This is a genomic window from Microbulbifer sp. ABF4_148 (assembly GCF_056158985.1).
The window spans coordinates 3,129,348-3,142,898 of sequence record NZ_JBSWUI010000001.1 but is presented as its reverse complement, the minus strand read 5'-3'; the positions used below and the strand labels follow the sequence as shown (position 1 = coordinate 3,142,898).

General features: G+C 53.4%; 11 protein-coding genes. 3 read left to right on the top strand and 8 right to left on the bottom strand.

Annotated elements, in window-relative coordinates; genetic code table 11:
- The first annotated feature begins 128 nt into the window (after positions 1–128).
- Positions 129–2,315: a M3 family metallopeptidase gene (locus ACXAD0_RS13855; protein ID WP_475089093.1), complete on the top strand. Its 2,187-nt coding sequence runs from the start codon at positions 129–131 to the stop codon at positions 2,313–2,315.
- 192 nt (positions 2,316–2,507) lie between these two features.
- Here ACXAD0_RS13855 and folE2 read toward each other — a convergent pair whose 3' ends face one another.
- The 7 genes from folE2 to ACXAD0_RS13820 form a co-directional block, all read right to left on the bottom strand.
- A complete protein-coding gene (gene folE2 / locus ACXAD0_RS13850; protein WP_475089092.1) occupies positions 2,508–3,410 on the bottom strand; it encodes a GTP cyclohydrolase FolE2 in 903 nt (300 codons plus the stop codon).
- A gap of 49 nt (positions 3,411–3,459) precedes the next feature.
- A complete protein-coding gene (locus tag ACXAD0_RS13845; protein ID WP_475089091.1) occupies positions 3,460–4,797 on the bottom strand; it encodes a dihydroorotase in 1,338 nt (445 codons plus the stop codon).
- A complete protein-coding gene (hisI, locus tag ACXAD0_RS13840; protein ID WP_475089090.1) occupies positions 4,798–5,217 on the bottom strand; it encodes a phosphoribosyl-AMP cyclohydrolase in 420 nt (139 codons plus the stop codon).
- The gene (locus ACXAD0_RS13835) at positions 5,218–5,667 is read right to left on the bottom strand and encodes a MerC domain-containing protein (protein ID WP_475089089.1); all 450 of its coding nucleotides are present in this window, start codon (positions 5,665–5,667) and stop codon (positions 5,218–5,220) included. It abuts the gene before it with no gap.
- Between the two features lie 113 nt (positions 5,668–5,780).
- Positions 5,781–8,234: a TonB-dependent receptor gene (locus tag ACXAD0_RS13830; RefSeq protein WP_475089088.1), complete on the bottom strand. Its 2,454-nt coding sequence runs from the start codon at positions 8,232–8,234 to the stop codon at positions 5,781–5,783.
- A 62-nt stretch (positions 8,235–8,296) separates the two neighbouring features.
- Positions 8,297–8,977, bottom strand: coding sequence for a DUF1826 domain-containing protein (locus ACXAD0_RS13825; RefSeq protein ID WP_475089086.1), 681 nt, complete (start codon positions 8,975–8,977; stop codon positions 8,297–8,299).
- 238 nt (positions 8,978–9,215) lie between these two features.
- Positions 9,216–9,899 carry a DUF3299 domain-containing protein gene (locus ACXAD0_RS13820; RefSeq protein WP_475089085.1) on the bottom strand — a complete coding sequence of 228 codons (684 nt, stop codon included), beginning with the start codon at positions 9,897–9,899 and terminating at the stop codon, positions 9,216–9,218.
- Positions 9,900–9,981: 82 nt separating this feature from the next.
- On the opposite strand from ACXAD0_RS13820, the gene ACXAD0_RS13815 reads away from it, so the two are divergent.
- Positions 9,982–10,695: an ABC transporter ATP-binding protein gene (locus ACXAD0_RS13815; protein WP_475089083.1), complete on the top strand. Its 714-nt coding sequence runs from the start codon at positions 9,982–9,984 to the stop codon at positions 10,693–10,695.
- Positions 10,685–11,890: an ABC transporter permease gene (locus ACXAD0_RS13810; protein WP_475089081.1), complete on the top strand. Its 1,206-nt coding sequence runs from the start codon at positions 10,685–10,687 to the stop codon at positions 11,888–11,890. The genes ACXAD0_RS13815 and ACXAD0_RS13810 overlap by 11 nt, the downstream gene beginning before the upstream one ends.
- A 42-nt stretch (positions 11,891–11,932) precedes the next feature.
- Here the strand turns inward: ACXAD0_RS13810 and ppnN are convergent, their stop codons facing one another.
- The gene (gene ppnN / locus ACXAD0_RS13805) at positions 11,933–13,306 is read right to left on the bottom strand and encodes a nucleotide 5'-monophosphate nucleosidase PpnN (RefSeq protein WP_475089079.1); all 1,374 of its coding nucleotides are present in this window, start codon (positions 13,304–13,306) and stop codon (positions 11,933–11,935) included.
- Positions 13,307–13,551 lie beyond the last annotated feature (245 nt).

The window sequence follows — 13,551 nt, the reverse complement described above, 5'->3', positions numbered from 1 at the left end:
GTAAAAAGTCCCAAGCCTTGCCTTAAGCCTGATGCCGCATTGAGTGGTGATTGACCACCAGATGTGGAAACACTCTCACCGGAGTTTTTAGGCTTCCATTCTCAAAAAGAAGCATATTGGAGAAGAACATGCGCAAATCTCTTCTGGCTGTAGCCATTGTGGCCGTTGCAGCTTGCTCGGAATCCCCGAAAAACGATTCGGTTGATTCTGCTCAGGCACTAGAGGCAGGAAGCCATCAAGCGGCTGGCGAGCTGACTGCTCAGGCGAAAGGAGCCAATCCGTTGCTGGTTCGGAGCGCGCTGCAATATCAGGCGCCTGACTTTAGCCTGATCAAGGACGAGCACTTTGAGCCGGCTTTTAAACAGGGCATGGCGGAGCATTTGCAGGAAATTCAGGTGATTGCCGAAAACAGCGATCCGGTCAGCTTCACCAATACCATCGTGGCGATGGAAAAGGCCGGTGGCCTGCTAACGCGGGTATCTCGTGTATTCTTTAACCTCGCAGGTACCGATAGCAACGAAAAGCGTAGGGCAATTCAGAGCAACATTGCTCCTCAGCTCGCATCCCACTTCGATAGCATTTACCTGAATGAAGACTTATTCGCGCGGGTGCAATCCCTGTATGACCAGCGTGTAGCCCTTGAGCTGGATCCAGAGTCTGATCGATTGCTTGAAGTGACTTACGATAATTTCGTTAAAGCCGGGGCCAAACTTTCTGAAGAAGAAAAGGCCACTCTGCGCGCCTTGAACGAAGAACATTCCTCACTGACTACCCAGTTTAGTCAGAATCTGTTGAAGCTGGGTAAAGAGATCGCAGTTGTTGTCGATGACAAGAGTCAGCTGGAAGGGATGTCTGATAGCCAGATCAAGTCAGCGGCGGAAGCTGCAGTAGCGGCGGGTCACGAAGACAAGTACTTGATCAGCATTACCAATACTACCCGCCAACCAGTGCTTGCGTCGTTGAACAATCGCGAATTGCGTCAGCGCATCTGGGAAGCCTCTGCAACTCGGGGAACTACCGGCGAGCTGGACAACCGTCCCATCGTGAAGCGCCTCGTGCAGATTCGTGCTCAGAAAGCGGCGCTGCTCGGTTACGAAAACTGGGCTGAGTATCAGCTGAAAAACACCATGGCGAAAAACTCCGAGAATGTGATGGAGATGCTGAATTCTATGGTGCCGGCGGTGGTGAAGAACACCAAAGCTGAGCAGGCTGATATCCAGGCGATGATCGAAAGTGAAGGTGGTGACTTTACCGTACAGCCGTGGGATTGGGCCTACTATGCCGAGAAGGTACGTCAGCAGAAATACGACATGAATGAAAGTGAGGTACGTGAGTACTTCGAATTTAATCGCGTACTGGAAGATGGTCTCTTCTACACCATGAATCGTCTGTACGGTATCCGCTTCGAGGCGCGTACGGATCTGCCGGTATATCACCCCGATGTGCAGGCATTCGAGGTGTTTGATCATGACGGTAAGAGCCTGGCGATTTTCTACGCTGACTACTTTGCCCGTGAAGGCAAGCGCGGTGGTGCCTGGATGAGTTCCTTTGTTGGCCAGTCTGGCCTGCTGGAGCAGAAGCCGGTAGTTGTCAACGTAATGAACATCCCGAAGGGTCCGGAAGGTGAGCCCACGCTGGTTAGCTTTGACCACGTGACTACTATGTTCCATGAGCTGGGCCATGGCATTCATGGAATGTTTTCCGATGTACGTTTCCCGAGCCTGGCAGGTACCAACGTTTCCCGTGACTTTGTAGAGTTCCCATCTACGTTTGAGGAAGACTGGGCAAGCCTGCCCGAGGTGCTGGAAAATTACGCATTCCACTATAAGACTGGCGAGCGCATTCCGGCGGAATTGTTGGAGAAGGTGCTGAAAGCCAAGAACTTCAATATGGGCTTCGATACGCTGGAGTATATGTCGGCGGCCTTGCTGGATATGGAATGGCATTCACTGCCCGGCGATGCGGATCCTCAGGATATTGCCGCATTTGAAGCCAAGGCATTGAAGAAGCACGGTGTTGATCTGGCGGCGGTACCGCCCCGTTACAAGTCTACCTACTTCGCCCACTCTATCGGCGGTGGCTACTCTGCCGGTTACTACGCCTACATGTGGAGTGAAATTCTGGCTGCTGATGCCTTTGCCTACGTCCGTGAGCGTGGTGGCCTGACGCGGGAGAACGGTGATTGGTACCGTAAAAATATCCTCGAGGTGGGTAATTCCCGCCCGACCCTGGAGTCTTATGTGAAATTCCGCGGTCAGGAGCCAACTACGGATGCCTTATTGGTTCGTCGTGGTCTGAACCGCGATAGCGAGTAAGACTGTTGTCGCCCGCGCAAGAAAGCGCGGCTGGCAATAGATATTAAAAAGCGCCGCCCTCGATGATGGTGGCGCTTTTTTTTGGATGACGATGATTTAAATCAGTATTAGCAGTGGCAGAGAGGGGTACCTGGCGCGCTCTTCAGAGTGCGATTCGGGGTTAGTGCGCAGGGCGCAGTGCCTACTTCGCTGCTAGCTTGGATACTTCTGGTCAATTACTACGGCGTTGTGAGCATGCAGGCTTTCCTGGTGCTCGACTTTAAACCAGTAGTCCGCCACCCAGTTGGACTGTTCCAGCATCGCTTTGATTTTCCGCGCTGCATCCTCACAGAACATCAGATTGTCGGCATTCAAACGGGCGAACTCCTGCTCGTCGCTGCGCTTTACCATGGTCTGTACCGGAGTGCCCACGGTTTCTTCAATCTGAGTAATCAGGTTGCCTAGATTGGGCCAGCTATCATCGCCGAGAGTCAGAGTCAGGTAGGCATAAGAGCGCTGGCTATGAGGGGTGGCAATAGTGTTGGCTTGAGCCCACGCCAGTAGATCTTCCTTGTTGACCGTATCAGTCGGAAACGCTTTGTCGATTGCCTCGGCATATAGCTGGCGGGAGAGCGCTGCAGAACAGGGGCAGGTGCTGGAGTAGGGGACCGTTACCTGCAAATTATAGGTGAACTTACCGTTCAGCTTTTGTCCATTGATTTCGACCTGATAAGTCTGAAAACCGGTTTCACTACTTAGCAGGGATGGTTTAGCTAGTAAAAGATCAAACGCCAGATCAATTTTTGCGCTTTTACTGATCTCTGACTGTGAGGCAATCATCTCATTTAGAATGCTATCCAGACTGTCCCTGTTGCAGGGTAAGGTGGACAGCTTATTGAGTAGATGATGTAGTCGCGACATATGAATGCCTTTTGCCGCTGCATCGTCAAGACTGACGTAAACATTCGCCTTCGCCGCTACGGCTTGCGAGGCACCGTTGGCTAGTTCAATGGTGAGTGGCACGGCAATGTCTTCCATGCCCACCCAACCCAATGCATGGGATTTTTTCTCAAACTGGGTTTTGGCAATGTCGGGAAGCGTTTCGGTAAACTGCATGCAATTCTTACCTGGCTAATTTGCTAAATAGTGAGTGGGAGTGGCTTGCTTACCGTTCAAAGGCGAGAGGCATGGCCGCAGATGCGAGCGCAGCGAGGCCCTCGCTGCCATATACCTGTTGTCCATTCACCCAAGTGCTGATGATCGTAGATCCAAAAACATGCCCGCTAAATGGCGACCAGCCGCAGTGATATAGGCTGTTTTCATTTGTTACGTTGGTCGAATTTTCGGTATCAATAAGGACAAGATCTGCGAAATACCCTTCGCGTACATATCCTCTATTTGCAATCCCATAGCGGATTGCGGGGTTATGAGAAACCTTTTCGACAACCTGTGGCAAACTGAGTCTTTGATGCTTGACGTGGTCCATCAGCGTAAGCAGTGCATGTTGGACAAGAGGCAGGCCAGCTGGCGCCTGTTCGTAGTTCGCTTGCTTTTCTGCCCAGGTATGCGGAGCGTGATCGGTGGCGATAATATCGATTTTGTCAGTATGCAGGGCTTTTAGAAGGGCGTCTCTGTCCCGTTGAGTCTTGATCGACGGGTTGCATTTGATGAGGTTACCCAGCGTGGCGTAGTCTCGATCGGTAAACCACAAGTGATGTACGCAAGCTTCGGCAGTGATATGTTTTTTTTCTATCGGTCCGGCTTCAAACAGTGCGAGCTCTTTTTCCGTAGTGATATGTAGAACATGCAGCTGGCTACGGTATCGCTTAGCCAAATTTACCGCATAGGAGGAGGATGCAAAGCAGGCTTCGGTATCCCGAAGCTTGGGGTGATCTTCAATGGTGAGAGCGGTCTTTCCGCGAACTAGTGCTTCGTAATTTTGTTTAATCACTGCGCCGCTTTCGCAATGAGTCACAATCAATACTGGAGACTCCCGGAAGATCGCGTCGAGCGCAGCCGGGTGTTCTACCAGCAGGTCGCCAGTCGAAGCGCCCATAAAAACTTTTACACCACAGTGCCTTTTGGTATCCAGTCGTTGAATCTGCTCGAGGTTGTCCTCGGTTGCACCAAGATAAAATGCATAATTCGCGGCAGAATGTTGAGCCGCTAGGGCATATTTGCTTTCTAGCGCTTCAATCGTTGTGGTAGCGGGGCTGACATTCGGCATTTCCATATAGCTTGTAATGCCGCCCGCTACCGCTGCGCGGGACTCGCTGGCGATGGTGCCTTTATGGGTCAGGCCTGGTTCGCGAAAGTGCACCTGATCATCAATCATACCGGGAAGCAGGAATTGCCCATTGGCCTCGATGATTCGGTCTGAGGGCAGCGCACTGATATCGCCCGCGATAAGGGAGATTCTGTCATCGACAATACGCAGGTCTGCTTTGGTGATTTCTCCCTCGTTCACAATACGAGCGTTCTTGATAAGCGTCGAGGCAGTCACTTATGCGTGGTCTCCGGTAATCTCAATTTTCTCTTGTTCTGAATTCAGGTTCAGATAGAAGCATGTTGGTCGTCCTGTGTGGCAAGCAGCGCCTTGTTGGCGCACTTGGCAGAGAATGACATCCCCGTCGCAATCGAAAGACATCGATACCAGTGCCTGAGTGTGTCCACTGGTTTCACCCTTGACCCATAACTGCTGCCGACTACGGGACCAGTATGTCATTCGCTTGTTTTTGATGGTCTTCGAGAGAGCCTCTTTATTCATCCAGGCAAACATCAGAATTTCTTTACTGATAGCGTCCTGAGTGATCACAGGAATGAGGCCTTTCTCATTAAAAGCCAGCTGGTTGATGACGTCGGACACTGGGAGCGAAGTGCCGCTTGGAAGCTGCTCCAGCTCGATAAAATAGTCGTGCTTCATTCAATGAGAAGTCTCTGCCATTGAGGGTTGATCCTCCGGGCAGGGGCAGGCGTTTCTTTTCTGGCAGAGACGCACATTCCAAATATGACCAATAGCGACTAGTCCGGTGCCAATCAGGGTCAGTACTTTTTCCCCGGCTTCTCCAATGGTCTCTTCGCCGAGCAGTACAGCTATGGCCAGTAATGTGAGCCCGATGGATCCCAAGGCTAGTAGTCCATAGCGTTTGTGCTGCTTGCAGCCTAAAGTCAGCGCATAAATACTGGTCGGAAGCACGGCGACTACCAGCCAGGTGTGGAATGCCTCACTACCTAAATTCAATGCGGCCATACCAGGTAGTAATGCGAATACCAGCGGAAGCGCCAGACAGTGAATGGCGCATACCAGAGATATGCCGATCGCGGTCTTGTCTGTCATACCCTGAGTTTTGGTTAGCAGTTGTTTGCTGATCATGAATACACTCTCTTTGGAAACAAAGGCCCCTCAGTGCAAATAGTGTACTGAGGGGCCAAATTGGAAAGAGCGACAACGTCATGGGGCCGCTCATATTCTGCCGTTTCAATACGTCAGAACATGCTGCGCAGGCCAATACTGAAGTTGCGTCCGGGAAGAGGAGCGCGGTCCTTCAAAAAGGAGGTATGTACGCGGGCGTCCTCGTCAGTGAGGTTGCTTCCTTTCAGGAAAAGGATCATGTCTCCAAAACTGCTGGCGAAGGAATAGCTTAGCTCCGCATCTAGAAGGGAGTAGCCGTCGGTCGAGGTCTCCAGCTCGGCGATATCTTTCTGGTCGAAGTAATGTGCCATGCCTAAGCCGGCTTGCCATGCATTGTTTTCGTAATTCAGTCTGCTGCCGATTCGCACTGGCGGCATGCGGGGTAAATCGCCACCGTCCTGCAGCTTGGCGCGAATGCTGTCTCCCCATAAATTGAGCGTAAAGTGATCGGACAGTCGCCAGGCTAACTGAGCCTCCAGGCCATAAAGTACCACGTCGGCTTGCTCGAATGCATAGACAGGCAGGGAGCCGTGGTCGTGTTCATGTTCGCCTTCGTGTTCACCTTCATGGCCTGCTTCTTCTCCCTCCCCATGATCGTGGCCTGCTATTGCGTCGCTATCGAGGCCAGTATTGCGCTCGTAATAGTAATTGTCGATCTGGTTGTAAAAGAGGTTGATAGTCCAGCCAATATCCCCAGAATGCTTGCGCAGGCTCAGGTCAATATTGTTGGATTCTTCCTCATTCACGTTTCCGTCGTAATGGAAATGCGGATCATCGGATTCATGCAGTCGGAACAGTGCGCCAACTTCAAAGCTGCCTGTACCAATGTGAGGGCCGTAGGAAAACAGCTCAGCAGAGCTCGGGGCTCTCTGTGCATGAGTTACGGAAACGCCGGCGTTGTAATCCGCTGCAAAATCCCACACCACTCCAGCCGAAGCGCTATATGGAGTGAAATCCAGTTCTTCGAAGACGAGAAATTCTTCCTCATGTTCGTGTTCACCGGCTTCTTCCTCGGATCCATGGTCTTCCTCTTCCCATGGAATAGGGTCGGCATCAATGGTCACTTTCTCGATGCGTGCGCCTAACTGCCAAAGTAGGTCGCCAGCCTGCTTTTCCTGCAGGAAGCCGATTGCAAGGCTGTCGGTGCGGCTCGGCGGAGTGAAGGCTTCTTCGCCGACCGCGGCAAAGTCGGTCGTCTTACCTTCCAGAGAAACTGCGCCGCGCCAGCCGGCAAACTCCTGAAGAAGTAGGTCTGTGCGAACCTGTAATGTTTCGTTAGCAAACACGGTACCAGATTCACCATTTTCCAGTTCCACGTGCTCGTAATCGGTGTAACCGATGCGAGTATTGAGACCATTTAACCACGCGTTCTCCAGCTCAAGTTCACTGATCAGTTGCCAGCGGTCTTGCTTGAGGTCTGACAACACGGACTCTTCTCCGTGTTCTTCTTCAAGCCCAGCGAGTTCATCTTCATGATGCTCTTCTTCATGACCATGGTCGTGGCTGTGACCTGGAATACCATTCAGCCTTTCCAGTCGTCCATAGGACAGGCCAATGTAGCCATTGTCCAGTAGCCAGCTGCCGCCAAGGTTGAAGCCCTGGCTCTCGGAGGCACTATTTTCCAGAAAGCCTTCTGAGTGTTCCTCATGGCCCTCTTCATGGCCTTCATCATGATCGGCCTCCGCCATCAGTTCGGCAGGCCCAGGAATCTCATAGTTGTCACCGTTACGTGAAAAGCCATCGATATGGAAGGCGAATCGGTCGGTGCCACCGGTGTAGGCGAATGAGGCTTCGTCTTCTTCATTGACGGAGTTGTAACCCACCGCAAACGCACCCGTGCTGTCACTGGAAGAGGGTACTCGGTCGTCGACCACATTGATGACACCACCAATTGCGCCGGAACCGTAAAATAGCGTTGCCGGCCCGCGCAAAATTTCAATCTGCTCGGCAGTCATTGCTTCTGTTGCAACGACGTGGTCAGGGCCTACCCTGGACGCGTCACTCACGTCCAGACCGTTCTGGGCAATGAGCACTCGGGGGCCGTTGAGTCCGCGAACGATTGGACTGCTGGCTACGGGTCCGAAGTAACTGGAGTGCACACCCACTTCATCTTTGAGGGTTTCCCCCAGGGTGGATGACTGCTTGCGACGCAGATTATCTCCGGCCAGCACGGTGACCGGCTGGGCGGATTCCATTGCCGAGGCGTGAAGAGGCGTCGCAGTGACATCGATCTGTTCGATCATCGTACGACGCAGTGTGACGCTCACAGGCTCACCGCTGGTCGTATTGAGGCGCAATGTCTGATGGCTGAAGCCATCTGCCTTGATATGTAGCTCTGTCGCGTCATTGTTCGCAGTCTCAAGAGTAAACTGCCCATCTGCATCGGTTTGGGTTTGCACGCGGCTCCCCAGCACAGAAACGGTGGCGTCGCTGACTGGCTGGCCGGCGGTGTCTGTAATCTGTCCCGTTACTCCATAAGCAACATTTGTCAGCGCCATAATGGCAAGCGCGATCGTTGTGTGTTTCATGTGTCGATCCTTGAAGTTTATTGGTCGTGAATCGTTCAGAAGGCGCGGTCGAATAACGCCGGTTAGTCGGTAGAGGAAAAGTCCAGGGTGAGCAGCAGCCTCTGTTCGCCGGCAGCTAACGCCGGTGAGCGGTGCACACATCCGGCCCCAAGGTTGTCCTGCCAGAGTTCCCCTTTAAACAGAGCTACGTGGCCGCTGGAAATTGTTTGAACGGATTGGGTGTGCGGATAGAGGCCACTCTCTTCGTCGCTGAGCCCTCCGCTACCCGCGCCCAGCTTGCTTCGATCCACCGATTCATGGGGCAGCCACTCTGTACCCAAGCCTGTATAGGTAGTGATTAGCCGGCATGGCACTCGATCGACATGAAACTTCGGACACATAGCGCGCTTGAGTGCGGTGAGCCTCAGACCGACGGCGCTGAGATCAAACAGATAGCTGAACATGTCGATCAGTAGTTGAACGTCCGCCTTCAGATGGGGGTAATCAGCGAGAAGAGGCAGCATCTCGTCAAGGCAGTCGATTTTTGCAGTTGGAATAACCAGCCGCTCACTGGAGAGCCTGTCCTGATCCAGTAGCTGTTGGATTTCAGCGATTAGCTTTGGGTCGAGTTGGCGTTGCCATACAGCCATACTGACGTCGTCTTGGCAGATGTCTGCGAGGATATCTGCATGGTCCGCTGTTACAGGGCGACGGGTAACGGCAGTAGGTTCTAGAGCGGTGGTAGCCAGAGTTGCTGCGTTCATGGACGATTCTGCTCCGCTTTTGACTGGTGCGGTGCTCTCTTCCGGGGCCCGATAACGGCAGTTGGCAGCTGGGTACGGAGGCGAGCAGTCGTGGTTAATTAACAGTTATGATATAACGTATCATAATGAGTGAGGTCAGGAAGAGCAACTGGTCTTTTGGTACTGCGCTCTAAACAGGGTTAGCTGGGCAGGAAAGCTCGGGCGTGACCTCTTAAGATCGCGCCCTGGGTTTCACCGGTCAGTCTTCATACGGATAGACATTCTTGACGTTCAGGGTATAAGCCGCAGTGCCCTGCTGAGTGGTCTGAGGCAGCGTGCGCATCTCACCTTCCACATAAAAGGGGTCATACAGGAACTGCACCTTGAACCCCTTGGGAAACTCTCCATAAATCACCTGGTTGGGCGGCGGCGCGGGTAGGTGAATACAGGCGCCGAAGTAGGGCACCAGCAGGAAACTCTTGATCGTTTGGTCGTCGTCAAAGTCCAGCGGCACCACAAACCCGGGGATACGGACGTGTTGCCGGTCGAACTCCGGAATGATTCGTGTGGATGTCAGGGCCTGTTGATAGGGGTTTGTGGCCACGGCGCCACCCGGGTTGACCAGCTGATTCATTGCCCGGTCCGCCGCAGATCCCTCATCGATCCCGCTCAGGTACTCGGGCGGATTGAGTAATGCTTCGAGGTCATCTTTGGGAATCAATTCCTCCCAGGCAACATCCCGATAAACTTGCGTGCTCTCTTCCTGCGCTTCCTCTGATGTTTCTTGCTGCGTCACTGTATCGACAGGCTGGTTGGATTCCGCTCCATTATCTAGCGCATTGGCGCTTTCGGCGGTGGAGGTTATTTCCGACTTGTTATCTGAGCACCCGATCATGAGCGCTGCACTCAACAGCAACAGGCGGGGGAAAGTGGTCGCAGGCATGGGCTTTCGTCGTAGATTCAAACAATTAAGATATGTTATATCATTTGCTGGCTAATCAATACATCTTCACTTGAGGTTATCCATGAACGCACCGGTAACGGAGCTGGTGGAAAGTGCTGTCATGATCGAACAGCTCCGATTTGGCTACAAAGGCGGTCCGCTGGTGCTCGATGTGCCCCGCTGGGTGTTGCCGCGTGGCAGCCGGCTTTTCCTACGAGGGCCATCGGGCTCCGGCAAGTCGACTTTGCTGAACCTGCTCGCCGGCATCCTGACTGCTCCCGAGGCACGGCTGGAAGTGCTCGGCCAGCCGCTGTCGGGCTTGAGTGGTCGGCGCCGCGACCGTTTCCGCGCGCAACACATTGGCGTGGTGTTTCAGCAATTCAACCTGATTTCTTACCTGAGCGTGTTGGACAATTTGCGTCTGGCTGCCCATTTTGCCCGCGGCGACGTTGACGTGGAGCAACGAGCGCTGGAGCTGCTGGGGCAGTTACGCCTGAGCGAAGATTTACTGCATCGTAGCGCAGGTGCCCTCAGTGTCGGGCAGCAGCAACGCGTCGCAATCGCCCGAGCGCTAATAAACCGCCCTCAATTACTGCTCGTGGATGAGCCTACTTCCGCGCTCGATCCAGAAGCTCGTGATGCCTTCGTTCAGTTACTCATGGACAACTACAGCAGTTCGCAAAATACGCTGATATTCGTCAGTCATGACATGACCCTGGCTCCGCATTTTGCGCAGGTTGCGGACATGCGTGAATTGAACCGCGCTTGGGAAGAGGGGGCTGCATATGGTGTTTAAACTGGCGTGGCGGAGTCTGGTACATCGTAAGGGCAGTGTATTGCTGGCGATCCTTTCTGTGACGGTGAGTCTTTCCGTATTGTTTGGTGTGGAGCAGATTCGCAGCCATGCCAAAGATAGTTTCAACCGTACGGTTTCCGGCGTTGACCTGATTGTTGGCGGACGTACCGGGCCAATAAACCTGCTGCTCTACAGCGTTTTTCGAATTGGTACCCCGAGTGCCAATATTTCTTGGGACACGTATCAGGATATCGCCGGGCAACCGCAGGTCGCCTGGAGTATTCCGATCTCGTTGGGGGATTCTCATCGTGGTTATCGGGTCGTAGGTACCTCACAGGCTTTTTTTGATCACTACCGTTTCGGTAGGGGAATCCTGCTGGAATTTTCCAGTGGGCGGGCATTCGCTGACACGTTGGATGTAGTGCTCGGTGCGGAAGTGGCGCGGAAACTCGGCTACCAATTGGGCGACTCACTGGTGCTCGCCCATGGTCTGGGCAGTACCAGTTTCCAGATGCATGACAAGCAACCATTTACTGTAACGGGGATTATGGCCTCTACGGGAACTCCAACCGATCAGGCGCTGTACATCAGTCTGCAGGGAATGGAAGCGGTGCATCGTCACGAAAGTGCTTCCGGTGCGCTTGAGCCCGACAGCATTACGGCGTTTCTGGTAGGGCTGGAGTCCCCGGTGGCCACGTTTCAACTGCAGCGCTGGATCAATGAGTACCGCAGCGAACCGTTACTCGCGATATTACCTGGTGTGACGATGTCGCAATTGTGGCAAATGCTTGGAACGGTTGAAAATGTGTTGATGTTGATTTCGGCTTTGGTGGTGCTGGCGGCTCTGCTGGGGCTCAGCATTATGTTGCTGACCTCTATCCGTGAGCGCAGACGGGAAATCGCATTGTTACGTACCATTGGCGCCGGACCACTACAGCTATTTTTGCTGGTGCAGGCAGAGGCCATACTCGTTGTTCTTTTGGGCGCCGCTTGTGCATTGTCCATTATGTCTGCCTGCCTGTGGGTGGCGGAGCCATTCTTGGCGGCGCAGTACGGAGTCTATCTGGAAGGCTCGCTTCTGACGGAGCAAACACTGATATTGGTTGCGGGGATTTCAGCGGCTACTTTTCTGGTGACGATGATTCCGGCGGTAGGGGTCTATCGGGAATCTTTGAAGATCGGCCTGGAGGCCTAGACGACAGCGGGGGAGTGCCACTGCTTCCGTCAACAGCACTCCTCACTCTGCTGAAATTTCATAGCATGGCTTGTAGGTTTTGCCGGGCAGTTTCATCCTTTGCTGCTGCACAAAAGATTGCAAAAGTTCATCCATGCTCGCCATAAGTGCCGGATTGCCACACAGTTCATAGGGGCCGTGCTTCTCAACGGCGCGGATTCCGTAGTCTTTCACATTTCCCGATACAATCCCGGAAAAAGCTCTGCGTAAATTTGCGGCAAGTAGATATGGCTCTTGTTCCGTGTGTAGGTCTAGTTCCCGCATATTCTCGTGTGTTGGATGGAACGGTCGTTGGAACTCGGTGGATATTTTCAGCTTCCAGTTGAAGTAGTAGGCGTCGCCAGAGGCTTTGCGGAACTCGCGCACCTGCCGGATACCCTTCGCCATTTGACGGCCCACTTCCTGTGGGTCATCGATAATAATCTGGTAGCGCTTTCTGGCCTCTTCGCCCAGGGTGGCGGCGATAAATTTGTCGATACGGACGAAGTATTCTGCTGCGTTGGCGGGCCCGGTGAAGATAACCGGAAAAGGCTGCTCGCGGTTGTCTTCGTGTAACAGAATACCGAGCAAATAGAGGATTTCTTCGGCGGTACCCGCGCCTCCGGGGAACACCACAATACCATGCCCGGTCCGCACAAATGCCTCCAGGCGCTTTTCGATATCCGGCATGATCACCAGTTCATTCACAATCGGATTGGGCGCCTCCGCAGCGATGATACCGGGCTCGGTAATACCCAGGTACTGACCATTCTTATCGCGCTGTTTGGCGTGGCCGATGGTCGCGCCTTTCATGGGGCCTTTCATGGCGCCGGGGCCACAGCCGGTGCAGATATCCAGGTGGCGCAGTGAAAGTTCGTAGCCGACCTCTTTGGTGTAATCGTATTCGCTGTCAGAAATCGAGTGTCCGCCCCAGCAGACCACAAGCCGGGGCTGGCGATTCGTGTGAAAGGTGCCGGCATTGCGCAGGATATGGAATACGGCATCCGTGATGCCCTGCGCAGAAACCAGGTCGTAGCGGGGGTCGCCGGTAATTTCGCTGTTCACATAAATAATGTCGCGCAGCACCGCAAATAAATGCTCGGCAATCCCGTGAATCATTTTGCCATCGACAAAAGCGCTGGGCGGCGCATTCTGTACCTGTAGCTTTACCCTGCGCTCAGTGGGGATGACCTCAATATCAAAGTCGGCGTACTTCTCCAGCAGCTCTTTGCCGTCGTCCATATATCCACCACTGTTCAATACCGCCAGGGCGCAATTGCGAAAGGTTGTGTAAAGCGGGCCGTGGCTGTCGTCGATCAGGCGGTGGATTTCATATTTGGAGAGAATATTGAACTGTCCAACGGGGGACACCTGTGCATCGACGATATCGGTTGACATAAATTTCCTCGAACGCTGTGCAGTCAAACGCCTGCATGGAGTGCGGCCAGGCACGATCTGGAGCGTGCTCCAGGATGTCCATGGCGTCACTACTAGCTTACTCCACCGGGTTCGGCTGGTAAGTAATTCACGGAAGATTGACGGGAAAATCCACTTATCGAAACGCCAGAGCGTGGCTGCGGGAGTTTTGGCCAGTGCACCGCAGACGTCATACGTGCCTGCAAAAAGAAACCCGCATAGTGCGG

What these genes read in the sequence shown, in the direction of transcription:
- ACXAD0_RS13855 (WP_475089093.1), top strand. Translation starts at nt 129, where the DNA reads ATGCGCAAATCTCTTCTGGCTGTAGCCATTGTGGCCGTTGCAGCTTGC.
- folE2 (WP_475089092.1), bottom strand. Translation starts at nt 3,410, where the DNA reads ATGCAGTTTACCGAAACGCTTCCCGACATTGCCAAAACCCAGTTTGAG.
- hisI (WP_475089090.1), bottom strand. Translation starts at nt 5,217, where the DNA reads ATGAAGCACGACTATTTTATCGAGCTGGAGCAGCTTCCAAGCGGCACT.
- ACXAD0_RS13835 (WP_475089089.1), bottom strand. Translation starts at nt 5,667, where the DNA reads ATGATCAGCAAACAACTGCTAACCAAAACTCAGGGTATGACAGACAAG.
- ACXAD0_RS13830 (WP_475089088.1), bottom strand. Translation starts at nt 8,234, where the DNA reads ATGAAACACACAACGATCGCGCTTGCCATTATGGCGCTGACAAATGTT.
- ACXAD0_RS13825 (WP_475089086.1), bottom strand. Translation starts at nt 8,977, where the DNA reads ATGAACGCAGCAACTCTGGCTACCACCGCTCTAGAACCTACTGCCGTT.
- ACXAD0_RS13820 (WP_475089085.1), bottom strand. Translation starts at nt 9,899, where the DNA reads ATGCCTGCGACCACTTTCCCCCGCCTGTTGCTGTTGAGTGCAGCGCTC.
- ACXAD0_RS13815 (WP_475089083.1), top strand. Translation starts at nt 9,982, where the DNA reads ATGAACGCACCGGTAACGGAGCTGGTGGAAAGTGCTGTCATGATCGAA.
- ACXAD0_RS13810 (WP_475089081.1), top strand. Translation starts at nt 10,685, where the DNA reads ATGGTGTTTAAACTGGCGTGGCGGAGTCTGGTACATCGTAAGGGCAGT.
- ppnN (WP_475089079.1), bottom strand. Translation starts at nt 13,306, where the DNA reads ATGTCAACCGATATCGTCGATGCACAGGTGTCCCCCGTTGGACAGTTC.